Origin of the sequence: Leucobacter luti (assembly GCF_050310065.1) — a bacterium.
Classification (GTDB): domain Bacteria; phylum Actinomycetota; class Actinomycetes; order Actinomycetales; family Microbacteriaceae; genus Leucobacter; species Leucobacter luti_B.
Genome location: NZ_CP190007.1, coordinates 2,328,094 through 2,351,354, shown reverse-complemented (window position 1 = coordinate 2,351,354; position 23,261 = coordinate 2,328,094). Strand labels below are relative to the sequence as shown.

Sequence of the window (23,261 nt, the reverse complement as noted above, 5' to 3'; positions counted from 1 at the left end):
GGCGGCCTAGCCCTGGCCGCTCTGCTTGTTCTGCTTGCCCTGATTGCCCTGTTTGCCCTGTTCCTGCTGCGCCCGTTCGAGTGCGCGCTCGAACGCCGCCGTGAAGACCTCCGTCGGCTGGGCGCCGGCGATGGGCTCGCCGCCGAGCAGGAACACGGGAGTCGACGCCGCGCCGAGGCCCATGCCGAGCTCCATGTTGCGCTGCACCTCCGCGGCCGTCTCCTCGGAGTCCATGTCCGCGGCGAAGCGCTCGGTGTCGAGGCCGAGCTCGCCGGCGAGGGCCACGAGCGCCTCGTCGCTCAGCTCCGCCTCGCTGCGCTTCTCGCCGCCCTCGAAGAGTTCGCCGTGGTACTCCCAGAATTTGCCCTGCTGGGCGGCCGCGACGGAGGCGCGCGAGGCCCGCTCGGAGGCGGGGCCGAAGACGTTGACGTCGCGCCACTCGATGCGGAGCGCGCCGTCGTCGGCGAGCTGCTGCATCTGGGGGAGGGTGTCGTGGTTCCAGCGCGCGCAGAACGGGCACTGGTAGTCGGAGAACACGATGAGCCCGACCGGGGCGTCGGCCGGGCCGTAACTCAGCAGGTCGTCCTCGCTGCGGCGCTCGGCCTCGCGATAGTCGGGTCCCTCGGTGCGCTCGCTGATCTCCGGTGCCCCGGATCCGGATCCGCCCGGCGTCGCCTCGGCCCCGGGCCCTCCGCCCCGCTGAGTGAAGACGAGCAGCGCGATGAGCGCGCCCGCGATCAGCACGATTGCGGCGGGGACCGCCCATTTCTTGATTCCGCCCTGGGCGCGTTGTGCTCCTGGTGCGTTGCCCACCATAAACCTCCGGTCGTGCGTCGAATGCCTGTGGCCGCCTTTCGTGCACGGCCGTGAACTACTATGCTTGATAGTCAACTATGGATCATAGTAATCAGCCGAACTTGGGAGGTCCTGGTGAATCGGATGCGGGCAGCGAGGGCGAGCGTCGGGCTCGCCGCACGCGCACTTCGGCAGTGGGGCGCGCGCCAGTGGCTCGTCGCGCTCGCCGCATCGATCGGCTTCGGGCTGCTCATCGGCTACGTCACCGTACTGATCCCGAACAGCGTGTTCACCAGGGAGATCGCTCCGGTCTGGTGGAACTACCCGGTCTGGATCCTGACCTCCATCGCTTCCGGGATGCTGCTCGCGACCTACCTTCGGCCCGTGGTGCCCGAGGCGCTCACGCCCGACGGCGGGCCGCTCGGCCCGTCGGCCCGCAAGGCGCAGCAGCGCGCGCAGGAGCAGTCGGAGGGCCGCTCCGCGCGCTTCGGGATCTTCGGGACGGTGCTCGCCTGGTTCGCCGTCGGCTGCCCCGTCTGCAACAAGCTCGCGCTCATCGCGCTCGGCTACTCTGGGGCGATCACCTGGTTCGCGCCCGTCCAGCCGTTCCTCGCGATCGGCGCGATGATCCTGACCGGGATCGCGCTCGTATGGCGGCTCAAGGGGCAGATCGTCTGCCCGGCGCCGCGCTCGGGTGTCGGGGCGGCGGCTGGCGCTGGCGCCGGAGCGGAGCAGCGAGCAGAGGAGGCGGTCGCGCAGTGAGTGGGAGCGAACACGACGGGCACGGCGGTCCGGTGCCTGCGCCCGCGCCCGACGCGGAGCCGGCACGCCTCGGCACGCTCGAGGCCCAGGTCATGGACCTCCTCTGGAGCGGCGGCGAACGATTCACGGTGCGCGCGCTGATCGATCGGCTCCCCGCGGATCCGGCGTACACGACGATCGCGACCGTGCTCGGCAACCTGCGCAAGAAGGGCCTGGTCTGCACCAAAAAGGACGGCCACGCGACGCTCTACGCCGCGTGCCGCAGCCGCGAGGAGCACACGGCCAGCATCATGGAGCACGCCCTCGACGCGAGCGGCGACCGCGCCGCCTCCATGCTCCACTTCGTGCGCGGCATGCCGGCCTCTGACCTGGAACTCCTCAGGAACTTCCTCGCGGATGGCGGCTCCGGATCCGTGCCGGGATCCGGCCCCGGATCTGGCCCCAGATCTGGCCCCGGAGGCGCGGGCGCGTGACCACGATCGCGCTCACGCTCGGGCTCTCGGGGATCCTCGCCATCGCGGCGATCGGCGCCCCTGCGCTGCTGCGCCGGGCGGCCCCCGCGCTCGCCGCGGCGCCGCGGGCCGCCCGGCGCAGCAGCGCAGGGGCGCTCCTCTGGATCGGCGCGTTCGTCGCGCTCGGCCCGGTCGTCGCCTGGATGAGCTCGGGCCCCGCCTGGCTGCCCGCCGCCCTCACCGAGGTGTGCGACCGCTGCCTGAGCGCCGCCTCGCCCTTCGGCCAGAGCGCCGTCTCGCTCGGGATCCCGGCATTCGTGCCGCTCGCGCTCCCGCTCATCGGGCTCGCCGCGATCCTGCTCGGGATCGCGCGCGAGCTGGCCGCGCTCGCGCGGTCGCGCCGGGCGGCGGCGCTGGCCCTTGCGAGTGGGGCGACACCCGCCCGGATCCTCGGGCACGACGTGCTCGTGACCCCGGATCCCGCGCTCTCGGCCTACTCCCTGCCGGGCCGGATCGTCGTGTCGCGCGGCATGATCGCCGCGCTCTCCACGCCCGAACTCGCCGCCGTGCTCGCGCACGAGGCGGCGCACGTGGCGCAGCGCCACCACGTCATGCTCGCGCTTCTGAACGGCGCGACCAGGTACTTCCGCTGGGTGCCGCTCGTCGGCGCTGTGCGGGGGAGCGTGCCGCACTACCTCGAAATCGCCGCGGACCGCGCCGCAGGCAGCGCGACGAGCACCGCCGCGCTCGCGAGCGCACTGCTGCGGCTCGGCTCGGCGGGGGCGCCCGCGTTCCGGGCTGACGCCGCGGTTGCGCTCGGCGCGGCGCTCGATCCTGCGGCGCTCGCGGCGGCGGGATCCGGGGCCGGAGCAGGGTCCGGAACAGGGTCCGGATCCGGAACAGCTCGCGTCCGCTCGCTCATCGGCCAGCCGCGCCCGCGGGCGAGCACCGCGCTCGCCGCGGCCGCCGCAGCCTACGCGCTCATGCTCGCGGCGGCGATCGTCGCCGTGCAGGCGCCGTATCTGCTCGCGATCCTGACGGGGTGCTGAGGGGCCACACGAAGCTTGAGATGCGCTGGACCACGGCGTGATCACGCGGGGATACGCTTCGGATGAGACCGAATTTCCACATTCTCATCTGGGGGTATCACAGCAATGACGAGCGCAGTGTTCGAGAACAAGTCCGCAATCGTGACGGCGTCGGGGGCGGGGATCGGGCGCGCGATCGCGCTCCGGCTCGCGGCCGACGGGGCGAAGGTCGTCGTCTCCGACGTCGACGACGCCGCGGGCGCCGAGACCGTCGAGCTGATCCGGGAGGCCGGCGGCACGGCGGTGTATCATCGCGCGAACGTCGCGAGTGACGACGAGGTGCAGGCGCTCGTGCGCCGCGCCGTCGAGGAGTTCGGCGGGCTCGACCTTGCCGTCAACAACGCGGGCATCGGCGCCGCCCCGCAGCCGATCCAGGATCAGGACCCGGCGGCCTGGCAGCGCACGCTCGACGTGACCCTGACCGGCACATTCCTGTCGCTGCGCGCCGAGATCGCCTACATGCTGGAGCACGGCGGCGGCGCGATCGTGAACACGGCCTCGATCGCGGGCCTGCAGTCGACCGCGGGGCTCACGCCCTACGGCGCGGCGAAGCACGGCGTGGTCTCGCTCACCCAGTCCGCGGCGATCGAGAACGCCGACAAGGGGATCCGGATCAACGCGGTCGCCCCGGGCGCGGTCGAGACCGCCGCGCTCGCGAACCTGCCGCAGGAGGCGCGCGACGGCTACGCCGCCCAGATCCCAATGAAGCGCCTCGCCCAGCCCGAGGACATCGCGGCCGCCGCCGCGTTCCTCCTCTCCGACCAGGCCTCCTTCATCACGGGCGTCACCCTCCCGGTCGACGGAGGCACCCTCGTCCGAGGCTCCTGACCCGGCGGTCGCGCCGGGGCCGCGGTCGCGCCGCCGTCGCGCCGCCGTCGCGCCGCCGTCGCGCCGCCGTGGCTCCGCGTTCTGCGCTCGTTCGCACGATCCGAGGCTCATTCGTGCGAACGAGCGCAGAATGCGGAACGAGCGCCGCGCGCAACCGCCCAGTGCCCCCTGTTGTTAGCGATTTCGGGGCTTCCCGACCCCGCGAAGCCCCGAAATCGCTAACAACCTCCGTGCGCTAGAACGGCGATGAGTGCGAAAGCACAGCGGCGCTTGCCGCGCAACCGAGCGCGATCAGGATGTTTGCACTCGCTGCGACCGAGAGGATCGAGATCCGGAGCCGCGGGCGCAATTGCGCCAGCAGACCCGCGGCAATCGTCACCGAAGTAATCACACCGATCCCGATAACGGAGCTCGGTGGCGGTCCTGAGAGTTGCCCAAGCAAAGGGATCGCCAATGCGTCGATGCAGGCGGCCGCCGAAAGACACAACACAAGCCAGGCGGCCGAGGCAGGCATCGAAGCGATGCGCGTCGCAGGCGGCGGGGCAGATCCGTAACGCAATTGCAGGCGCCGGATCGCCGCCGCGTTGCCGTCGTCCTGCTCCGAGGGCCGTGCCGCTTCGGCAGCGAGCTTCGCGGCCCGCCCGCGCATGCGCGGCACCACAAAGATCGAAGCCCCGCTCAGAGCCGCAGGAAAGCTGAGCCCGAAGGCGAGCGCATTGAACAGCACGAACTGCCAGCCGCCGAACAAGAGCGAGATCACCGAAACGGAAGCGCACGCGCCGAGCGCCGCGGCGAGGGAAGCCAAGCACACCGTCGCTGCCGTCGGCAGGCGATCCTCGAGTCTTCTGCCGGTGAAATATCCCGCGAGATAGGCGGCGGCCGCTATTGGGGCGCCGAAGGTCATGCCGAAGAGCAGGTAATCCTGTGCTGATCCGGGCCTGAACCCCGAAAGCGTGAACAAGGCGACGCCCCCGAGGGCGACGCCCGCGAGCGCGGCGAACCCAGTCTGCGCAATGAGCGGTATCGCTCGCCTCCGGTTCGGCACCTGTTCAGTATGCCCACCCCGCCCGCGCGCCACCTGTTGTTAGCGATTTCGGTTCGTATGGGGCGTTATACGAACCGAAATCGCTAACCACCCCCGCGGGGCGGCGCTCGGCGCCGCCTTCGCTCCGCGATCTGCGCTAGTTCGCACGATCCGCGGCTTATTCGTGCGAGCGAGCGCAGAATGCCGAACGAGCGCCGCGCCCCGCCCGAGCGCCGCATGTTGTTAGCGATTTCGGGGCTTCCCGACCCCGCGAAGCCCCGAAATCGCTAACAACCGGGCCGGGCCTCGCCCACGTCAGTCGGCGATCTGCGTCGGCGAGTTGATCGACACGGTGAGGTGCGTCACGACGTGCTGCACGACGCCACCGATCCCGATCCACGCGTTCGCCGCCGTCTCGAGCACTGCGGCGAGGTCGCCGTCGAGCCTGGTCGCGAAGTGATCCGAACCCGAGTACACCCCGGCCGTCTTCGCCCCCTCGATCGCCGCGTAGATCGGGGCCATGTGATCGGCGGGCGCCGGAGCCACCGGAGCCGCCGGAGCCGCCGGAGCCGCCGGAGCCCCCGGATCCGGAGCCCCCGCATCCAGAGCCCCCGGATCCGGATCCAGCAGCGGATACAGCGACCAGTGCGCCCTCGCCCGCACCTCGGTCGGCGCGAGCGCGACGGGCGCAGCCCCGAGCGCCGCGACCCCGGCCGGCAGCGCGCACGCGAGCTCGCCAGGGCACCCGCGCGACAAGAGGATCGCGGCCGAGAGGTGCGCGCCGCTCGCTGCGGCCGCGGCGATCACGTCGCGCAGGAACTCGAGCACGCGCTGTTCGGCCCCGGACACGAACGTCGAGATGTCGTTCGTCGCAATCTCGAGCCCCGCGCTGTCGGTCTCGGCGAGCGCACCGAGGATGATTCTCACGTAGTCCGAGTCGTACACGGAGAGCGTGAAGCGCGCTCCGACGCCGTACTCCGCTGCGGTCATCTGGTCTGCTGGCAGGTCTTTCTGCTGTGTCGTCACGCGTCCACCATAGGGGGTGCGATCTGCGGCCGGGGCGTCGCACGCGTGCTCCGGCGCGTCGAAGCTGCTACGTTGTCAAGCACACGGGAGCTCGGTATGCCGGGCTGAGAGGAAGGTCATCAACCTTCGACCGTCGAACCTGATCTGGGTAATTCCAGCGCAGGGAGACACTCATCATTCCCGTGCCCCATCCACACGAAAGGGCACGCACTCATGCGTCGAAACGTATCTGTCCAAGCTGTCGAAAACCGCTCCGGGTCCCGCTCCGGATCCGGATCCGGACCCAGCGCCCGCTCCGGCGCGGCCACCCGCATCGCCCGCCGCGCGCTCCTCAAGACCGCGCTCACGACGACCGCGCTCACGGCGGCCGGCGCCCTCGCGCTCAGCGGCTGCGCGACCGCGGGCAACGCCGAGGAGGGAGCCGGATCCGGCGATCTCACGAAGGTCTCCTTCGCCCTCGACTGGGCCCCGAATACGAACCACATCGGCGTGTACGTCGCCGACGAGCTCGGCTACTTCGAGGACGCCGGCCTCGAGGTCGAGATCCTGCCGTACGGCTCGACGGGCTCGACCGCGCTCGTGTCGGCCGGCGAGGCCGACTTCGGCATCGGCGGGCAGTCCGGCGTGCAGGTCGCGCGCACGGCCGGCCTCGACCTCGTCTCGGTGTACCGCGTCACGCAGACGGACACGGGCCGGCTCGTCGTCATGGGCGACCGGGACGACATCGAGCGGCCGAAGGACCTCGACGGCATGGTCTACGGCGGCTTCGGATCGCCGCTCCTCTCGGCCTACGCGAAGACCGTGATCGAGGGCGACGGCGGCGCCGGCGAGTTCGAGGAGGTCTCCCTCGACACGGGCGCCTACGAGGCGCTCTCGCAGGGCCGGATCGACTTCACGCTCTCGGTCGTGACCTGGGAGGACGTCGAGATGCGCCTCGACGGGCACCCCTACAAGGCGTTCCGCTACCAGGATTTCGGCCTGCCGGAGCAGCAGTCGACGGGCATCGTGTCGAGCGACACCTACCTCGAGGCGCACCCGGACGAGGCGCGCACGTTCGTCGAGGCGGTGGCCCGCGGCTACGAGTACGCGGCGAAGCACCCGGAGAAGGCGGCGGATCTCCTGATCCAGGCGAACCCGGACGAGCTCGGCGCCGCCAAGGAGCTCGTCCACGAGAGCGCGAAGCTCATGGCCGAGGACGGCTACCTCGTCTCCTCGGAGCGCCCGATCGGCGCGGTCGACGAGAAGGCCTGGGCCGAGTTCGGCCGCTTCCTCTTCGAGCAGAAGCTGCTCGTCGACAAGTCGGGCAAGCCGGTCTCGCAGGAGCCCGATTGGAGCGAGTACTACACGAACGAGTACACGCAGGGCGCGACCGGCGAGAGTAGCTGATGCGGGCGACGAAGTGGGCGGGAGCCGTGCTCCCGCCCCTCGTCGCGTTCGTCGCCCTGCTCGGGATCTGGCAGTTCGTGAGCAGCGCGGGGCTCGTGCCGCCCGACATGCTGCCGGCTCCGACCCGGATCGCCGAGGCAGGAGGTGGCGAGAGCGCGGCGCTCGTGAAGCACGCGCTGCCGACCCTCACGGCGACGCTCCTCGGCTTCTCGCTCTCGGTCGCGGTCGCCTTCCTCTCGGCGACGCTCCTCGACTTCTCGCCGCTGCTGCGCAGCGCGATCCTGCCGCTCCTCGTCGTGAGCCAGACGCTTCCGCTCATTGCGCTCGCGCCGCTCGTGGTGCTGTGGTTCGGCTTCGGGCTCGCGCCGAAGGTGATGCTCGTGGCGTTCGTGACGTTCTTCCCGATGGTCGTGGGGCTCCTGCGGGGCTTCGGGTCCGCGGATCCCGACGCCGAGAGCCTGCTGCGCTCGATGGGCGCCTCGCGCTGGCGGGTGTTCCGCATGATCCGGCTGCCGGCGTCGGTTCCCTCATTCTTCTCCGCGCTCCGGATCTCGATCACGTACGCCGTGGTCGGCACGATCTTCGCGGAGTACGCGGGCGCCGTCGCGGGGCTCGGCGTCTACATGCAGTCGATGAAGAACGTGTTCCGCACCGACCTCGTGCTCGCCGCGGTGGCCGTTAGCTCGCTGCTCACGCTCGCGCTGTTTGCGCTCGTCGTGTTGATCGAGCGGCTGTTCGCGCCGTGGGTCCGGATCGAGCGGGGGGCCGAGCGATGAGCGGGGTGCGGGGCGGCGCGAGGAACGGTTCCGGATCCGGAACGGCGGCGCTCGAGCTCTCCGGCCTCTCGAAGTCGTTCGGGGAGCGCCGCGTGCTCGACGGCGTCTCGCTCAGCGTCGGCGCGGGCGAGATCGTCGCGCTCGTCGGCCCGAGCGGCAGCGGCAAATCGACGCTGCTTTCCCTGCTCACGGGCGCGCTCGCGCCCGACGCGGGGGAGATCCGCTTCGGCGGCGCGGAGGTGTCGGGCGGCGAGCGGCCGTTCGCGTTCATGCCGCAGCGGGACGTGCTGCTGCCGTGGCGCCGCGTGCTCGACAACGCCGGGATCGGGCTCGAGGTCGCAGGCCTCTCGCGCCGCGAGTCGCGGGAGCGTGCGCGCGAGCTGCTCGCCCCGTTCGGACTCGCGGGCACGGAGGAGCTCTTCCCGCGCCAGCTCTCCGGGGGTATGCGACAGCGCGTCTCCTTCCTCCGCACGGTCGTCCAGGGAAAGCCCGTGCTGCTGCTCGACGAGCCGTTCGGCGCGCTCGACGCGATCACCCGCGAGGAGCTCCAGCGCTGGCTGCTGGAGATTTGGGGGCAGCACGGCTGGAGCATCCTCATCATCACCCACGACATCCGTGAGGCGGTGCGGCTCGCGGACCGCGCGCTCGTGCTTGGCGGATCGCCTGGGCGGATCGTGGGGGAGGTCGAGATCACGCGGGACATTCCCCGCGGGGAAGACTTCTACGCGGATCGCCGCGTGCCGCCGCTCGAGGGCCGGCTGCACGCGCTCCTCGGGGCGGGTGAGGCGGGGCCGGATCCGGATCCGCTCAGCAACCTAGGTTGACAATTGGGCGCTTAGCAACGTAGGTTGACAGCATGGAACCACAGCTGATCGCAACGGCGGCCTCCGACACGAGCGACCCGCGCGCGGGCCTCCGCGCGATCGCCGCCCTGCGCACCCTGACCGACACGCTCGAGCTCCGCCAGGTCGAGGCCGGCCTCCGCGCCGGCCTCGGCTGGCAGGGCGTGGCCGACGCGCTGGGGGTCTCGCGCCAGGCCGTGCACAAGCGCTACGCGAAGAAGATCGACCAAAACATCGACATTCCGAGGAGGCACTCATGAACAGGATCTTGGGCCCGATTGCCGAGGCGCAGGCGTACACGCTGGCCGCCATGGAGGAGGCCTCGAAGACGGGCCAGCGGCTCGTCGGCGTCGATCACCTCTTCCTCGCGCTCACGCTGAACGAGGGGGTCGCCGGCCAGGTGCTGCGCGGGGCGGGCGCGACGCTCGAGCGCTCGCGGGCCGCGATCCGGGACATGCGCGCGGAGCAGCTCGCCGGCCTCGGGATCACGGCGCCCGACCCCGAAGGCGACATCGACTTTCACTCGACCGGGGGATACGACCTGGGCGAGCCCGTGAACGAGGTGCTGAAGCGGGCGACTGCGCGCAAGCAGAAGGGCGACACCCCCGCCGTGCTGCGTGCGCTCATCGCGGAACCGAGTGGCGTGGTGGACGAGATTCTCGAGCGGCTCGGGATCGCGCCTGGCGAGGTCCTGAGCCTGCTCGACGACGCGGAGGGGCTCTCGCACTCCGCCGCCGGGGCCTCCCGCGAACGCGACCTGGTTGCGGGCAGGTATCGAGCGTTCATCCCCGCGGCGGTGCCCGAGGTGTGGGCGCTGCTCGCAGACCCGGAGCGGCTGCCCGAGTGGGACAACCTTGTCGCGCGCGCCGAGGGGCCGGCCGGCGCGGAGCCGGGATCCGGGCCCGCCGTCGGGGACGTCTCGTACGCGTGGATGAGCACCCACAGCGCGGACGGCAAACAGCTCAAGTCCCGCCCCGAGTACCGCAACATGCGCTCCGAGGTCATCGCCTGCGATCCGGAACGCGAGATCGCGTGGCGGCTCGACTACCCCGACGCACCGAAGGCGAACGCTCGGAGGCTCGAGATCACGCTCGAGCACGCGGCCGGCGGCACACAGCTCGCGTTCCTCCTCGCCTGGGAGCGGAACCCGGGCAGGCGCCGCACGCCCCTGAACCTCCTCGCGCGTCCGCTCTACCGCTTCTTCGTGTGGATGCAGCTGACGCAGCTCAGCGCGGGTATCTCCAGAGCGTTCAGGTAGCTGCCCAGCCGACCGTCACGTCGACCCAGCCCTCGGCGCCCGTGAGCTCCGGCAGCTCGGCAATGCGGATCTCGACCGCCGAGGTCGCGGTGCCCGCGGCGGGAAACACGGACTCGAAGCGCCGGATCGACTCGTCGAGAAACACGCGCGCGCCCTCGGGGTTCGCGAAGGGGCACACCCCGCCGATGGGGTACCCCGTGAGCGCCGGGACCTCGTCCCCGCGAAGCATCCGTGGCTTCCCGCCGAAGCGCCGCTTGAAGCGGCCGCCGTTCACTTTCACGTCGCCAGCGGCGACGACGAGGATCGCGCGTTCGGGGGAGTCCGGGTCGGAGAAGCCGAGCGTCTTCGCGATGCGGGCCGGCTCGGTGCCGACCATCTCGGCCGCGAGCTCAACGGTCGCGCTCGACTCGGCGAACTCCAGGATCTCGCCATCCCAGCCCCGCGATTCGAGGTGCTGTCGTACCCGCTCAATTGCCAATTCACGTCTCCTTCGCACGATCCGGATCCACACTATCGCCCGCTACGCTGGCGGCATGACGTCAACGCAGACACGGGGTCCGGTGCTCAGGGGCGCGCGAGTGCTCGTCACCGGAGGGGCGCGAGGCATGGGCGAGCTCTACGTGAGAAGGGCCGTGCGCGCGGGCGCGGCCGCCGTCGCGATCTGGGATGTGGATCGGGATCGCGCCGAGGCGCTCGCCGCCGAGCTCGACGGCTCGGCGAACGCGCGCGTGGTCGCGCTCGCGGTCGACATTTCTGACCGCGAGCGGATCGCGGAGGCCGCGGCCGAGACCCGCGCCCTCATCGGGGAACCCGACATCCTCATCAACAACGCGGGGATCGTGCGCGGCGCCCTGTTCTGGGAGCACGACCCGGAGCGTGACATTGAGCTCACCATGCGGGTGAACGCGCTCGCGCCCATGTGGCTGACCAGGGAGTTCTTGCCCGCCATGATCGCGGACCGTGCGCGGCCGAAGCGGATCCTGAACATCGCCTCCGCCGCCGGCACGCTCGCGAACCCGCGGATGAGCGTGTACGCGGCGTCGAAGTGGGCGATGATCGGGTGGAGTGACTCGCTGAGGCTCGAGCTCGAGCGCGCGGGGCACGGGCACGTGCGCGTGACGACCTTTTGCCCGAGCTACATCTCGACGGGGATGTTTGCCGGCGCGAAGGGGCCACTCCTGACGCCGATCATGACGCCGCGCAGGGCCGTGGCCGCCGCATGGGCCGGGATGGTCGCGGGGAAGCCGCTCGTCATGCGCCCGTGGACCGTGAAGCTCGCGGCCGCGCTTCGCGGGGTGCTTCCGACCACCGTGTGGGACCTCGTGGCGGATCGCGTCTTCCACGTCTATTCATCGATGGACGAATTCGAGGGGCGGCGGTCCTAGAGGATCGGGCCAGCGCGGGATGCGCGAGGAAACCGGACCAATTACACGAGACGGACAATAATTGGCCGCCTGGTCGGCATCATTTCTGAGGCTTCGTCCAACGACTCGTTGCGACCGTTTGGTGGCCCTGGTTAGCGTTACCTTTCTCGTGCGCGGCGAGCCCCGCGAATTGGGCCGTGGCCACGAGTGCTCAGGGGCGAGATGTCATGGGGGAGGGTGTGACGTGCGCCCGGAACACACTCCATGACGGGATGACACACGTGAAGAAGCTCATTACAGGGACGATTTCGTTCGGGGCCGCATCCGCGCTCCTCCTCGGCGTCGGCGGAACGCTCGCTTACTGGAACCGGGCGGAATTGCTCCCCGACAGCGAGGCCATCGCGGGGACGCTCGAGGTGAGGCCGGTCGGTGAGCCCACCTTCTCGCGGGCGGCTGGAACACTGTATCCCGAATGGGAGCCGGCCGACGTGGAGACGTTCAGAATGGTTCCGGACTCCAGCTTCAGGATGACGTCGGTGTTCGAAATCGAAGCCGAGGGCGGGGACTTTGACATCCAGGTGCACGTGTATGGAACGGTTGCGAACCTGATTGAAAATCCGACCCCCGCCGACACGGCCTACTTCGTCTCGGTCGGCAGCAACTGGTACGCCTCGGTTGACGGCAGGGAGGTCGATCTGTGGCCGATTGATCGCACCCACATCATCAAGCACCGGGGTGAAGCGAAGAAAACCTATCGCGTCGTCCAGTGGACGGAGTTCCCGATGCAGTCCTTCATCTTGGCGGGATGGGAGCAGGAACACAACGAGCACATGCGGGGGCGGGCAATGGCAGAATCGCCCATCATCAATGTCGTGCAGCTTCCCCCGAGCGACTGAGATTCGCGCGCCGCGGGGAGCTGCCTCCTTAGTGGATCATGACGCAGACCGAGAGGCGAATTTCGGACCAAAAGGGTGAATGCAACCACATAGTTGGCCCGAACGCCTCAGTTTTCTGAGGAAAGCGACAAGTGTCGTTTGCCTCGCTCGACACGCCCGGGCTACGTTGACGGTCTCCGTGTGCCGCAGTTCTGGGGTCTACGAGCACGCGTGCGGCGGGGAACTCATTTGGGGGCAGCTGCAGGGGTTATTGGCGTGCGCCCAAACACCTACGAGATGACGGGAAGAGACATTGAAGAAGATCACTAAGGCAACGATCGCGGCTGGGGCGGGAGCGGCGCTGCTGCTCGGGAGTGCCACTACCTTTGCCTTCTGGAACAGCACAGCAAGCTCGAAGGGTGCGCAGCTCACGGCCGGCTATCTCGAGCTGCAGCCGAAGGCTAATCCAAAGTGGCAGGTGAAGCACGCGAACGGGACACTCTCCGCTGCCGACGTGAACTCCCTTCGGCTCATTCCCGGTGACGTTCTCGTGTACTCGGGCGACTTCACTATTGATGCGCAGGGCAAGTACCTGGATATCGAGGCGAGCGTAGTTGCGGGCGGAATTGTGCCGGCGAATCCGCAGCGGCCCGAGGATGTCGCGCTCAGCGGGAGGCTCGCAGAAACTGCGGCGTTGAGGATCAACGGTGCCTCAGTCGCATCCGGGCAGTCGGCCCGAATCCAGCACCGCAGTGACTCTGCGACGAGCTACGACGTGAACATCTCGGTCGAGCTGGCGTGGCCCTTCGACAACCCAGCCGGCTCACCGGCGCTCGACAATACTGCGAAGCGCGGCGCCGTTTCGCTGACCGACTTCGGTATCACGGCCAGCCAGGTGAGCGTGCAACCGTAGCGGACGCGATCCCTTCGGGCCAGATGAACACACGTGAACGGGTGGGGAGCGGTGGAGAAGTTAGCGCTTACACGGGGGCCGAGCTCGTCAATCCGGCGTGTCTCTCGGCTCGGAGGGGGCGCGGTCGTCCTGTTCGCGGCGACAGTGCTGGGTGCCGCCGTGGGGGGGCGGCACCTTCGCACTGCTCAGTGCGCACGCCGTGGCTCCCGGCGGAGTGGTCCGGGCTGGCACCGCGGAATTGCATGTGGACGGCCATCGGGAAGCGCCCCTCGGAGTGATGCGGCTCAGTCCGGACGCTCCGGCCGTGCGCACGATCACGATTGAAAACGCTGGGGACGTTGAGCTGACGGTGCAGCTCGCGATGCACGCGGTGGGAGAGGGGCTGGCGCAGGTCGCCATGCTCCGTGTGACGCCGATCGTTGCTGCGGGGGAGTGCGTCGCGGGGCTCAGCGGGACGCTGACTCCGATCGCGGATTTTCGGCATGAGGACGTGGGAGGCCTCGAAGCTGGTGACACCCGCATGATGTGTCTTGAGGTTTCGGTACCGCAAGGAGCCGATCCAGCGCTGAGCGGGGAGTCGATCAGTTTTGCGCTGGCGCTCAACGGGGCACAGGTGAGCGACACATGATCCGGGAGCGAATGGCGGTCCCGGGGGTAGTCCGCAGGGCGCAGCGGACCCGTCGCCGCCGTGTGGTGTTCGCGTTCGTCGCCGGCGTCGTTGTCTTCGGCTCGCTTGCCGGCGGGGGCGCGGCCTGGGGCGGGTGGACAGCCGACGCGGGCGGGTATGCCTGGATCGAGACCCAGCGCGTGGATGTGGAAGCGACAAGCTCTGACCTGGACTGGAAGATCACCAACCGGCATGGCGACCTCGCGCGGACGGGCTCAGTCCTCGTCACGAATACCGGGGAGTCCGCAGGCGAGGTGGCGCTCGGAATCTCGGCGAGCGGCCCGCTCGCCGAACAACTGCCCGTTTCGATCTGGCTGGAAACGGCGGACGGGTGCGCGTTTGAACCACAATCTGGAGTCGCGCGCGGGACGTGGTCGGCCGTTGCTCCCCCTTCGCCCGGCCGGCTCGAACCGGGCGCTTCGGCGAGATACTGCGTGCGATCCGCGATCGACCCGGAGCAGCGCGAGTCAATCGCCAGCGCGCAGGGAAGCTCTGCCGCGGACCCGGTCATTTCCGCCTCGCTCGTCGCGGATGGGTGGGGCGCTCGCTCGTCGGCGTTGACCGTGCATCAGGAGACCAGCCACGTCTACCCGCTTGCGCCGGATGAGTGGCTTCCGAAGACCACCTCCCCATGGTTCAAGTTGTCGCTCGCGGCTGATCCGTCGCTCTGTCTGGACATCGCGAGGGAGAGCGAAGCCGCTGGGGCGAATGCCATTTCCTGGACATGCGAGGACGGCGCTAATCAATACTTCCGGCCCCTGCCGGTTGCGGGTGCCGACAACCTGGTGATGCTCCAGCCGATGCACGCTCCCGGCATGCGCGTCGGTGTCGGGGGCGACGGCTCGCAGCAGCTGCTGCTGGGTGCCTCGAGTCAGGGAAGTGCTGCCGTGCAGTGGTATGTGCAGCGCATCTCGGGCAACCGGGTGCAGCTTGTTTCCGCAGTCGACGGCACATGCTTGCAGGTCTCGCGTGAAGCGGGCAATGTCGCGCGAGGGACCGTCGACTGTTCGGAGGAGTCACAGCTCGTGATGCAGCAGGGTGTGCTCGAGGTCTCCCAGGTGGGGTGGCGCATCAGGATCGACGTGCCCGCGTTCGCGAAATCGAAGACCTTCACCTTGTTCATTCGCAGCGGGATCAACTGGGATCCCCGAGGATCGCTGAAGGGCTCCAGATCGAAGTCGATCACGACGGATCGCGCCATTTTCTCCGGGGTGCATTTCGCTCAGATCAGAGACGAGGACGGCAATGTCATCTGGGATGACCTCCAGTTCAGGGTGATCCCCGGTGGCGGGGTTCAGCCGGTGAAGGGTTTCGGCTCCGAATGACCGAACCGGGTGCATTCGAGGCCGAAGCCGTTGGGCAAGAAGAGCCCCAGGAGGCCGTGGGGCGACAGCCCAGCGCCGGGAAAGCCCGACTGCGCGAGGCGTGGTCGGCGCTCTCCTCCGGGGTCATGGTCGGCATCATTCTGAGTATCGGTCTCATCGCCCTGCTGGCGATTGCGCTTCCGGCGGCCGGCGGTGGGCGGGCGCTCACCGTGTTGACCTCATCAATGGAGCCGACGCTCCCTCCGGGGACGATGGTCGTCACGATGCCGGTGCGCGCCGCCGACGTCAAAGTGGGTGATGTGCTCACCTATCAGTTGCGCAGCGGTGAGCCGCTCCTGGTGACGCACCGGGTGATGCAGCGGCTCATCAGGGTGGACGGGAGCACGGTGTTCCTTACGCAGGGGGACAATAACGACCTTCCGGACGAGGGATTCGTCGAGGAAGTGCAGATCGTGGGGACGGTCCGATACTCAATTCCCTACCTCGGCTGGGTCACGAGGCTCTTCACCGGCGAGGTTGGTGCGTGGACGGTCCGGGGAGTGGTCGCCGCGCTGTTCGTCTATGCGGGCGTCATGCTGCTGTCCTGGATCCGAGATCGCAGGCGACTGCGCAAACTGCACAGTCAACCGACCAAAAATTCCGTTGTCAACGGGTGAAGTTGAGACCAAATAATTCGTTTCCGTGCCGAATGAAGTCGTTCGCGGTACTCTGAACGCGGGGGAAAGGACGAGGACGAAAGGCTGACGTGGCCATAGGAGCTGGGCGACCCCGGGATCAAAGAATCGACCTTGCCCTCGTGAGGGCAGCGACGGAGCTGATAGTGCGAGACGGTTTTCCAGCCGTCACCATTGACGCGATCGTCAAGCGGGCAGGCACGACGAAGCCCGCTTTCTACCGAAGGTTTTCCCAGGTCGGAGACATGATCCCAGCGATCATTGCCTCCCGGCACGATCTGGGCAGGCACATCGACGAAGGCTCACTCGAACTCGATCTGATCGCGTTTCAGGAAGCGCAGCGGAAGATCTTCGACGATCCCCTCGTGAGGCAGGGGATGGCCGGCTGGCTCGCGTACCTGACGGCGCACCCGGATCAGGCGCAGACGTTCGTCAACGGCTTCCTGGGGCCCCGCACCGAAACGCTCGTGGCGATCCTCATGCGCGCGGCGCTCCGCAAGGAATTCGGGGCGGAGAGAAATCCTGGCGTGATCATGGATATTCTCGTTGGCCCCATGCTGATGCGCTCGATGTTGCCCGGTTTCGAATCGATCGACGATCGCCTGGTGGATCAGACCGTCGATGTCGCGCTGACCTACCTGGGCGTTCGCTCGCCAGTGAAGAGCGCCGCTTCGCGCGTGTAACTTCACGGCCGCCCCGCGGCTCGAAGGTCCACCGAGATGGTGTTTCGTTACGCAACGTAAGTCCTCTGTGCTAGCGTTACTGCACGTTGCGTAATGGCGTCGGTCATGCGGCCGGGGAGGAAATGCGATGTATCACGCGATCGTGCGGCGGAAGGTGCTCGCCACCTTCGACCACATCAATGGGGGAGACTGGGAGGCGATGGTCGACGGGCTCGACGCGCCCTTCCGTTATCGATTCCACGGGGAGCACGCGCTCGGGGGAGTTCGTACCACGCGCAGCTCGATGATTGCCTGGTGGCAACGCGTGATGAGGCTCCTGCCCGGCGCACGCTTCACGGTGCACGAAGTGCTCGTGAACGGCGGCCCGGCGCGAACCAGGATCGCGGTGCGCCTCTCCGTCGCGGGAGCCATCCCCGGCGGCGCACGCTACGAGAACACCCTGTTCCAGTTCATGACGATTCGTTGGGGGCGGGTGAGTGACATCGAGTCGCTCGAGGATCTGCAGGTGCTTGAGCGCGCCCTCGACGCCGTCGCGGCGAGTGGCGAGCCAGAGGCGCACGGGAGACCGATCGAGGACGATGCGGCAGAGGCGCGGGAGCGTGCCTAGCGGGATGGGGACAGTATCGAACCCCGCGAGCCCTGGGGTCGGGATCCCGGTGCTCATCGCGGTGCGGCACTCGCTCGTCTCGAGTGCACTCGCGGCGCTCCTCGCCGACGCCGCCGAGGTCAGGATCCGCGGCACCGCAGTGACCGTCGCAGAGCTCGAATCAAGTCTCGACGACCCGGCGGCCGCATCGCCGTTCGTGCTCCTCCTCGACGCGGAGTTCGACGGCGCCGACCACACCCCTCAGCTCATCGCACGGCTCTCCGCGCTGAGGCCAGACATGCGCGTGGTGCTCTGCACGGGAGAGACCGCGCCCTCTCGGATCGCTGCGGCGATCAGCTCCGGGATCGCGGCGCTCGTCGAGCTCTCGGCCTCTCCCGAGGAGCTCATCGCGACGATCGTCGCAGCGGGTACGCGTCGCGGAGACACCACGCTTCTGCCCCGCGGACAGATGTTCCGCCTGCTCAATCGCGGGACGTCGCCCCTGACAGAGCGCGAGGCAGACGCGCTCAGGGCGGTCCGCAGCGGGCTTTCCACGGAGGAGATCGCGCGCTCACTCTTCCTGTCTGCGGGAACCGTGCGGAACCTGCTCTCGAGCGCGATTCAGAAGACGCACGCCCGAAATCGATACCTCGCCGCGGAGGCGGCGGTGGATCGAGGGTGGCTCGAACCCGGAGTGCACGCCGCGTGACACCTGTCAGGGCTTTCGTGACGGGTGAGACTCCTCATTTCTCGCTCTGACCGGGACCATGGAATGAGCGGCTCGCCCCCCCCCCGGGTGATCAATCCCCGTCTTCACGATTGCACGAGCCGCGCCTCGCGGACTGTCGCCCGGCGAGGCACCCGAACAGGTCGCCCCACCGGGAGTCCCCACCAACGGTGGGGCGGCCGCTCGGGTCAGTCCTGTTTCGGTGATCCGAGGATGAAGCCGGCCACCGCGCCGATCGCCAGCCCGACGCCCGCACCGAAACCGACCCAGCCCATGAGCCCCCCGAGCATCGCGCCAACTCCGCCGCCCAGGACGACGCCGCAGACGATCCAGGCGATAGAGAGGTTCTTGGAGCTGCGTTCACGATCGTCGGTCATATCTCCAGCCTACGCCCGGCCCGGCTGTCGGTGGCGGGGAGTAGGGTGATCGATGCGTCGAGGGCGCCCCGTCCGCGACAGAGACGAACGGAAGAACGAGTGGCTGAACAGGATCGAGAAAACACCGCAAGCGCGCTGCGCGAAATCGTCGCCGAGCAGTTCGAAGACACGCTCCAAGACCTCGAGGCGCTCGTGCGCATCCCGTCCGTGTCGTGGCCGGCGTTTGACCCGGCACACGTCGCGGCGAGTGCCGAGGCGATCGCCGAGCTCGTGCGGGACACCGGCGTCTTCGACGTGGTGGATATCCGCCGCGCGCCCATCGAGGGCGGCACCGAACTCGGGCAGCCGGCCGTCGTCGCGCGCCGCGAGCCGAAGCCAGGGATGCCGACCGTGCTCCTCTACGCCCACCATGACGTGCAGCCCCCGGGTAAGGAAGAGGCGTGGGAGTCGCCAGCCTTCGAGCCGACGCGGCGCAACGGCCGGATGTACGGGCGCGGCGCCGCGGACGACAAGGCAGGTGTCATGGCCCACCTCGGCGCGATCCGCGCGCTGGCTCAGGCGGCGGAGCGCGAGGGGCGCGAGCTCGGCCTCGGGATCGCCCTCTTCATCGAGGGCGAGGAGGAGTGGGCCTCGCAGTCGTTCGGCAACTTCCTCCGCGAGAACCGCGAGCTGCTCGCGGCCGACGCCATCATCGTCGCGGACTCGAGTAACTGGGACGAGGAGACCCCGGGGCTCACGGTCGCGCTGCGCGGCGCGGCGGCCTTCAATCTCCGGATTGACACGCTCGACCGCGCGTCGCACTCCGGCATGTTCGGCGGGGCGGTTCCCGACGCGATGATGGCGGCGGCCATGCTGCTCGGCACCCTGTGGAACGAGGACGGATCGGTGGCCGTCGCGGGCCTGAAGACCGCACGCCTCGACTTCCCCGAGTACGACGAGGAGCGGCTCCGCCTCGAGTCGGGTCTCCTGCCGGGCGTGCGTCCGGCGGGCGCGGGCGAGATCCTGTCCCGGATCTGGGCGCAGCCCGCGATCACGCTGACCGGGATCGACGCCCCGGACGTGGCGAACGCGTCGAACACGCTGATCCCGAGCGTGCGCGTGCGGGTGAGCGCCCGCGTCGCGCCCGGCCAGGATCCGGCCGAGGCGTACGCCGCGATCCGGAAGCACCTCGAGGAGCGTGCGCCGTTCGGCGCGCAGCTGACGTTCGAGGACCCCGGCCTCGGGCAGTCCTTCCTCGTGGACACGAGCGGATGGGCGGTCGCGGAGGTGCGCGAGGCGATGGCCGAGGCGTGGCAGCGCGAGCCGGTCGACATGGGCGTGGGCGGCTCGATCCCGTTCATCGCCGAGCTCGTCGAGGAGTTTCCCGGCGCCCAGATTCTCGTGACGGGGGTCGAGGATCCCGACGGCAGGGCGCACAGCCCGAACGAGTCGCTGCACCTCGCCGCGTTTGAGAAGGCGCTGCTCAGCGAGGCGCTCTTCCTCGCGCGGGTCGACGCGCGGACGGCCTGATCCGGATCCCGCACAGACAGCAGGGAGCGGCATCGATGCACTCGATGCCGCCCCCTGTCGTGTCTCGGCGAGGCGCCGAACGAAGCCGCCTAGTGGCGGTGCCCCGGAGCGTCGGGGGTGCCGTTGCCCGGCGCGGGGGCCGCGGCTGCGGCGCCGCCCTGCTGGGCGAGCAGGTCGCGGATCTCGGCGAGGAGCTCCTCCTGCGTTGCGCCCTCCGGCTCCGCCTCGGCGGGCTTGCGCAGCTTGTTCATCGGGAGCACGAAGGCGAAGTACACGACGAACGCGACCGCGACGAAGTTGATGAGCGCGCCGATAATCTCACCGAAGGCGAGCGCGCCGCCGCCGGGCAGCGCGACCTTCAGCGCACCATCAAGCGAATCCGCCTGGAACACCATGCCGATGATCGGGTTGATGAGTGCCGAAACGAACTTGTCGACGACCGCACCGAACGCCGCGCCGATGACCACGGCGACCGCGAGATCGACGACATTCCCGCGCAGCAGGAACTCCTTGAAGCCTTTGAACACTGAACTCTCCTCCCAGAGATTGACTGGATAACAATAGCCTGAACAGGCAGTAATCACGAGAAACCCCGCCCAAAATGCCTGGCGGGGTCGCTCGGATGAGGGGCAAGAAGGACTACATGCAGGCCAGGTAGTCCTGAGGCATGATCGTCATGGATTCCTCGATGACCGAGGGATCCGCCGACATCGGGTCGCGCAGGAAGTTCGCGTAGTCCTTGTACAGGCTCTGGTTCGGGCTCGGAATCCCGGCGAGCTTGTCCGCGGCGTCGATGAGGCCCTTCGGGGCCTCGGTGCCGGTCATGCTCTCGGTCTCGGTCATGAACGTCTCGAGAGCGGCGCAGAACTCGGCCGAGTACTCACCGTCGGAGCTGTCCATGGAGGGACCCTCGTCGGCGGGGTCATCGAACGGGGTGGTCGTGCCCGGCGCCATCTCGGTAGTCGACGAATCGCTCTCTCCGAGCGTGGAGACCGCCGCGGTCGTGAAGATCCCGCCGATGACGAACATCGAGATCACAGCGAGGATCGTGAGCGCAGCGCTGACGTAACCGATGATGGTGCCCGCGAGCGCGAAGCCGCGGCCGCGCTCGCCCGACTTCTTGATCTGCGAGAGTGCGATGTGGCCGCAGATGATGCCGACGAGGCTGACGAAGAACGATCCGATGAAGGAGACGAGCGCGAGCGCGTTGAGCGGCGGCTGAGAGCTCGGGGCGCCCTGCGGGGCGTAACCGGGCTGGACCGGCTGCGGGGGCACCGGGGGAGCCGGGGGCGCCGGTGGGCCCGGCTGCGACGGCTGGAACTGCGCCGGAGTAGGCTGCTGCGGTGCCGGCTGCTGCGGGGCGGGCTGCTGGATCTGGGGAGCGGCCGGCTGCTGCGGCGGGGCCTGGCTCGGCTGCGGCGGCTCGATATTCGGCATCACCGAGGTTTCTCCGGGCCTGGGCGCAGGGGGTGGCGTCGGCGACGACGGCGGGGTCGGTGCGTTCGGCGGGGTCGGTGCGTTCGGCGGGGTCGGCGTGCTCGGGGCGGGCGGCGTCGTCGGCTGCTCAGGAGAGCTATCGCCGGGGAGATTCGGGTCGGACATTGCGGGGCACCGCTCCTTCTGCGTTTCGGTTGTCAGGCGGTACCGCTGGCATTTGCCGACGGTGCGCCGTGTCTGACTCGGGCGGGTGCTTGGATCCGCCCATCAACATCCTATGCGTCGCGGGGAGATTCGCCGTGCGCCGATATGGAATTGTGGCCGCCGCTTCCCGGCCCGCATGGCATAGCGTTGTGCCCATGGAGTTCATCGGTGCACCACCCTCAGTCGACCTGACGTATTCGGACGTGTTCCTCGTGCCGAGCCACTCGGAGGTTGGCAGCAGGCTGCGCGTCGATCTCTCGCCGGGTGACGGCACCCCGGCGACGCTTCCGCTCGTCGCCGCGAACATGAACGCCGTCGCCGGTCCGCGGCTCGCGGCCGTGCTCGCCCGCCGCGGCGGGCTCGCCGTGCTGCCGCAGGATCTCGCGTTCTCCGACACGGCCGAGGCGATCCGGTGGGTCAAAGAGCAGCCGGCGCAGGTCGATACGCCCGTGGTGCTTCCTCCGGAGGCGACGGCCGCAGAGGCGCTCCGCCACGTCCCGCTCGCGCCGGGCCAGTGCGTTGTTGTCGTGGAGGGGGCTGGAGGAATGGACCCCGCGCTGCCCACAGGCGGGATCCCCGTCTCGCGGGTGCGCGGGATCCTGAGCGCCGAGCGCCTCGCCGCAGTCCCCGAGGACGCCGTGCTGCGCGATCTGGTGCGCACCGAGGTGCCCGTGCTCGGCGAGGAGGTGCTCGCCGAGCCCCGCGCGGCATTCGACGCCGTGACCGAGGCCCTCGAGGCGAGCGGCGCCGAAGCCGTGGCCTTCGAGCGCGGCGGCGCGCTGCTCGGGATCCTGACGCAGCGCAGCGCGCTGCGTCGATCCGTCTATCGGCCCGCCCTCGACGGCGACGGCCGCCTCGCGGTCGCGGCCGCCGTCGGCATCACCGGGGACGCGGCCGGCCGCGCGAAGCAGCTCGCCGAGGCGGGCGCCGACGCGCTCGTCGTCGACACGGCGCACGGGCACCAGGAGGGCATGCTCCGTGCGCTGTCGGCGATCTCGGATCTCGGCCTCGGGCTCCCGATCGTGGCGGGCAACATCGTCACCGCCGACGGCGTGAAGGATCTCGTCGAGGCCGGCGCGTCGATCCTGAAGGTCGGCGTCGGCCCCGGCGCCATGTGTACCACCCGAATGATGACCGCGGTCGGCCGCCCGCAGTTCTCCGCCGTGCTCGAGGCCTCGCTCGCGGCCCGCGAGCTGGGCGCGCACGTGTGGGCGGACGGGGGCGTGCGCTACCCACGCGACGTCGCGCTCGCGCTCGCCGCTGGCGCGGCCTCCGTCATGATTGGATCCTGGTTCGCGGGCACGGCCGAGTCGCCCGGTGAGCTCCTGAGTGACGGCGACGGACGCCAGTACAAGGAGTCGTGGGGCATGGCGTCGACGAAGGCCGTCAAGGGCCGCTTCGGAGCGCTCGACGCGTTCGAACGCGCGCGGAAGGAGCTGTTCGCGGAAGGAATCTCGTCGTCGAAGATCTACCTCGATCCGCAGCGGCCGAGCGTCGAGGATCTCCTCGACATGATCACCTCGGGGGTCCGATCGTCCTTTACCTACGCTGGCGCCGGCGACGTCGCAGCCTTCCACGTGCGCGCCAGGGTCGGACTGCAGTCCGCCGCAGGCTACGAGGAGGGAAAGGCGCTGCCGGTCAGTTGGTGACGGGGCACATCCCGTGAATGTCAGATGCTCCTGA

27 protein-coding genes and 1 riboswitch are annotated in these 23,261 nt (G+C 69.3%); of the genes, 20 read left to right on the top strand and 7 right to left on the bottom strand.

Features of this window, described 5'->3' with window-relative positions:
* Window positions 1-6 precede the first annotated feature (6 nt).
* Window positions 7-813: a DsbA family protein gene (locus ACOPJ3_RS10745; RefSeq protein WP_427869159.1), complete on the bottom strand. Its 807-nt coding sequence runs from the start codon at window positions 811-813 to the stop codon at window positions 7-9.
* A 126-nt stretch (window positions 814-939) separates the two neighbouring features.
* Here ACOPJ3_RS10745 and ACOPJ3_RS10740 point away from each other — a divergent pair, with 126 nt between their 5' ends.
* The 4 genes from ACOPJ3_RS10740 (at window position 940) to ACOPJ3_RS10725 (ending at window position 3,925) form a co-directional block, all read left to right on the top strand.
* Window positions 940-1,557, top strand: a complete 618-nt coding sequence (locus ACOPJ3_RS10740; RefSeq protein WP_427871220.1) for a hypothetical protein — start codon at window positions 940-942, stop codon at window positions 1,555-1,557.
* Window positions 1,554-2,030 carry a BlaI/MecI/CopY family transcriptional regulator gene (locus ACOPJ3_RS10735; protein ID WP_427869158.1) on the top strand — a complete coding sequence of 159 codons (477 nt, stop codon included), beginning with the start codon at window positions 1,554-1,556 and terminating at the stop codon, window positions 2,028-2,030. The genes ACOPJ3_RS10740 and ACOPJ3_RS10735 overlap by 4 nt, the downstream gene beginning before the upstream one ends.
* Entirely contained in the window at window positions 2,027-3,058 is a 1,032-nt protein-coding gene (locus tag ACOPJ3_RS10730; protein ID WP_427869157.1) for a M56 family metallopeptidase, read from the top strand. The genes ACOPJ3_RS10735 and ACOPJ3_RS10730 overlap by 4 nt, the downstream gene beginning before the upstream one ends.
* 105 nt (window positions 3,059-3,163) lie before the next feature.
* The gene (locus ACOPJ3_RS10725) at window positions 3,164-3,925 is read left to right on the top strand and encodes an SDR family NAD(P)-dependent oxidoreductase (RefSeq protein ID WP_427869156.1); all 762 of its coding nucleotides are present in this window, start codon (window positions 3,164-3,166) and stop codon (window positions 3,923-3,925) included.
* A gap of 235 nt (window positions 3,926-4,160) precedes the next feature.
* Here the strand turns inward: ACOPJ3_RS10725 and ACOPJ3_RS10720 are convergent, their stop codons facing one another.
* Both ACOPJ3_RS10720 and ACOPJ3_RS10715 read right to left on the bottom strand, forming a co-directional pair.
* Entirely contained in the window at window positions 4,161-4,970 is an 810-nt protein-coding gene (locus tag ACOPJ3_RS10720; protein WP_427869155.1) for a hypothetical protein, read from the bottom strand.
* A gap of 294 nt (window positions 4,971-5,264) precedes the next feature.
* A complete protein-coding gene (locus ACOPJ3_RS10715) occupies window positions 5,265-5,975 on the bottom strand; it encodes a YkoF family thiamine/hydroxymethylpyrimidine-binding protein (protein WP_427869154.1) in 711 nt (236 codons plus the stop codon).
* Between the two features lie 73 nt (window positions 5,976-6,048).
* Window positions 6,049-6,159, top strand: a riboswitch (TPP riboswitch).
* Between the two features lie 29 nt (window positions 6,160-6,188).
* Here ACOPJ3_RS10715 and ACOPJ3_RS10710 point away from each other — a divergent pair.
* From ACOPJ3_RS10710 to ACOPJ3_RS10690, 5 genes are read left to right on the top strand one after another with little or no spacing between them, the layout of a single operon-like run.
* Window positions 6,189-7,361, top strand: a complete 1,173-nt coding sequence (locus ACOPJ3_RS10710) for an ABC transporter substrate-binding protein (RefSeq protein WP_427869153.1) — start codon at window positions 6,189-6,191, stop codon at window positions 7,359-7,361.
* Complete coding sequence (locus tag ACOPJ3_RS10705) at window positions 7,361-8,137, top strand: ABC transporter permease (protein ID WP_427869152.1); 777 nt, start codon at window positions 7,361-7,363, stop codon at window positions 8,135-8,137. The genes ACOPJ3_RS10710 and ACOPJ3_RS10705 overlap by 1 nt, the downstream gene beginning before the upstream one ends.
* A complete protein-coding gene (locus ACOPJ3_RS10700) occupies window positions 8,134-8,961 on the top strand; it encodes an ABC transporter ATP-binding protein (protein WP_427869151.1) in 828 nt (275 codons plus the stop codon). The genes ACOPJ3_RS10705 and ACOPJ3_RS10700 overlap by 4 nt, the downstream gene beginning before the upstream one ends.
* 32 nt (window positions 8,962-8,993) lie before the next feature.
* Complete coding sequence (locus ACOPJ3_RS10695) at window positions 8,994-9,239, top strand: hypothetical protein (protein ID WP_427869150.1); 246 nt, start codon at window positions 8,994-8,996, stop codon at window positions 9,237-9,239.
* Window positions 9,236-10,237: a Clp protease N-terminal domain-containing protein gene (locus ACOPJ3_RS10690; RefSeq protein ID WP_427869149.1), complete on the top strand. Its 1,002-nt coding sequence runs from the start codon at window positions 9,236-9,238 to the stop codon at window positions 10,235-10,237. The genes ACOPJ3_RS10695 and ACOPJ3_RS10690 overlap by 4 nt, the downstream gene beginning before the upstream one ends.
* On the opposite strand, the gene ACOPJ3_RS10685 is transcribed toward ACOPJ3_RS10690, so the two are convergent.
* A complete protein-coding gene (locus ACOPJ3_RS10685) occupies window positions 10,230-10,715 on the bottom strand; it encodes a YbaK/EbsC family protein (RefSeq protein ID WP_427869148.1) in 486 nt (161 codons plus the stop codon). The genes ACOPJ3_RS10690 and ACOPJ3_RS10685 overlap by 8 nt on opposite strands.
* A gap of 55 nt (window positions 10,716-10,770) precedes the next feature.
* Here ACOPJ3_RS10685 and ACOPJ3_RS10680 point away from each other — a divergent pair, with 55 nt between their 5' ends.
* From ACOPJ3_RS10680 to ACOPJ3_RS10640, 9 genes are all read left to right on the top strand, one after another.
* On the top strand, window positions 10,771-11,622 hold the full coding sequence (locus ACOPJ3_RS10680; protein ID WP_427869147.1) for an SDR family NAD(P)-dependent oxidoreductase: 852 nt from the start codon (window positions 10,771-10,773) through the stop codon (window positions 11,620-11,622).
* A gap of 260 nt (window positions 11,623-11,882) precedes the next feature.
* The gene (locus tag ACOPJ3_RS10675; RefSeq protein WP_427869146.1) at window positions 11,883-12,497 is read left to right on the top strand and encodes a hypothetical protein; all 615 of its coding nucleotides are present in this window, start codon (window positions 11,883-11,885) and stop codon (window positions 12,495-12,497) included.
* 292 nt (window positions 12,498-12,789) lie between these two features.
* Entirely contained in the window at window positions 12,790-13,389 is a 600-nt protein-coding gene (locus ACOPJ3_RS10670; RefSeq protein ID WP_427869145.1) for an alternate-type signal peptide domain-containing protein, read from the top strand.
* Between the two features lie 304 nt (window positions 13,390-13,693).
* A complete protein-coding gene (locus ACOPJ3_RS10665) occupies window positions 13,694-14,017 on the top strand; it encodes a hypothetical protein (protein WP_427869144.1) in 324 nt (107 codons plus the stop codon).
* A 65-nt stretch (window positions 14,018-14,082) separates the two neighbouring features.
* Window positions 14,083-15,381, top strand: coding sequence for an RICIN domain-containing protein (locus tag ACOPJ3_RS10660; RefSeq protein WP_427869143.1), 1,299 nt, complete (start codon window positions 14,083-14,085; stop codon window positions 15,379-15,381).
* The gene (locus ACOPJ3_RS10655; protein WP_427869142.1) at window positions 15,378-16,037 is read left to right on the top strand and encodes a signal peptidase I; all 660 of its coding nucleotides are present in this window, start codon (window positions 15,378-15,380) and stop codon (window positions 16,035-16,037) included. Before ACOPJ3_RS10660 ends, ACOPJ3_RS10655 begins: the two co-directional genes overlap by 4 nt.
* A gap of 140 nt (window positions 16,038-16,177) precedes the next feature.
* Window positions 16,178-16,738, top strand: coding sequence for a TetR/AcrR family transcriptional regulator (locus ACOPJ3_RS10650; protein ID WP_427869141.1), 561 nt, complete (start codon window positions 16,178-16,180; stop codon window positions 16,736-16,738).
* Window positions 16,739-16,865: 127 nt separating this feature from the next.
* The gene (locus tag ACOPJ3_RS10645) at window positions 16,866-17,345 is read left to right on the top strand and encodes a nuclear transport factor 2 family protein (protein WP_427869140.1); all 480 of its coding nucleotides are present in this window, start codon (window positions 16,866-16,868) and stop codon (window positions 17,343-17,345) included.
* Between the two features lie 4 nt (window positions 17,346-17,349).
* Window positions 17,350-18,033, top strand: a complete 684-nt coding sequence (locus ACOPJ3_RS10640) for a LuxR C-terminal-related transcriptional regulator (RefSeq protein ID WP_427869139.1) — start codon at window positions 17,350-17,352, stop codon at window positions 18,031-18,033.
* A gap of 206 nt (window positions 18,034-18,239) precedes the next feature.
* Here the strand turns inward: ACOPJ3_RS10640 and ACOPJ3_RS10635 are convergent, their stop codons facing one another.
* Window positions 18,240-18,428, bottom strand: coding sequence for a hypothetical protein (locus ACOPJ3_RS10635; RefSeq protein WP_427869138.1), 189 nt, complete (start codon window positions 18,426-18,428; stop codon window positions 18,240-18,242).
* Window positions 18,429-18,527: 99 nt separating this feature from the next.
* Between ACOPJ3_RS10635 and ACOPJ3_RS10630 the strand changes: the two genes are divergently transcribed.
* Window positions 18,528-19,937, top strand: a complete 1,410-nt coding sequence (locus tag ACOPJ3_RS10630) for a dipeptidase (protein ID WP_427869137.1) — start codon at window positions 18,528-18,530, stop codon at window positions 19,935-19,937.
* A gap of 89 nt (window positions 19,938-20,026) precedes the next feature.
* Here ACOPJ3_RS10630 and mscL read toward each other — a convergent pair whose 3' ends face one another.
* Complete coding sequence (gene mscL, locus ACOPJ3_RS10625; protein ID WP_427869136.1) at window positions 20,027-20,464, bottom strand: large conductance mechanosensitive channel protein MscL; 438 nt, start codon at window positions 20,462-20,464, stop codon at window positions 20,027-20,029.
* A 112-nt stretch (window positions 20,465-20,576) separates the two neighbouring features.
* Window positions 20,577-21,374, bottom strand: coding sequence for a DUF4190 domain-containing protein (locus tag ACOPJ3_RS10620; protein WP_427869135.1), 798 nt, complete (start codon window positions 21,372-21,374; stop codon window positions 20,577-20,579).
* A gap of 359 nt (window positions 21,375-21,733) precedes the next feature.
* Here ACOPJ3_RS10620 and ACOPJ3_RS10615 point away from each other — a divergent pair, with 359 nt between their 5' ends.
* Complete coding sequence (locus ACOPJ3_RS10615; protein ID WP_427869134.1) at window positions 21,734-23,227, top strand: GuaB1 family IMP dehydrogenase-related protein; 1,494 nt, start codon at window positions 21,734-21,736, stop codon at window positions 23,225-23,227.
* Window positions 23,228-23,261 lie beyond the last annotated feature (34 nt).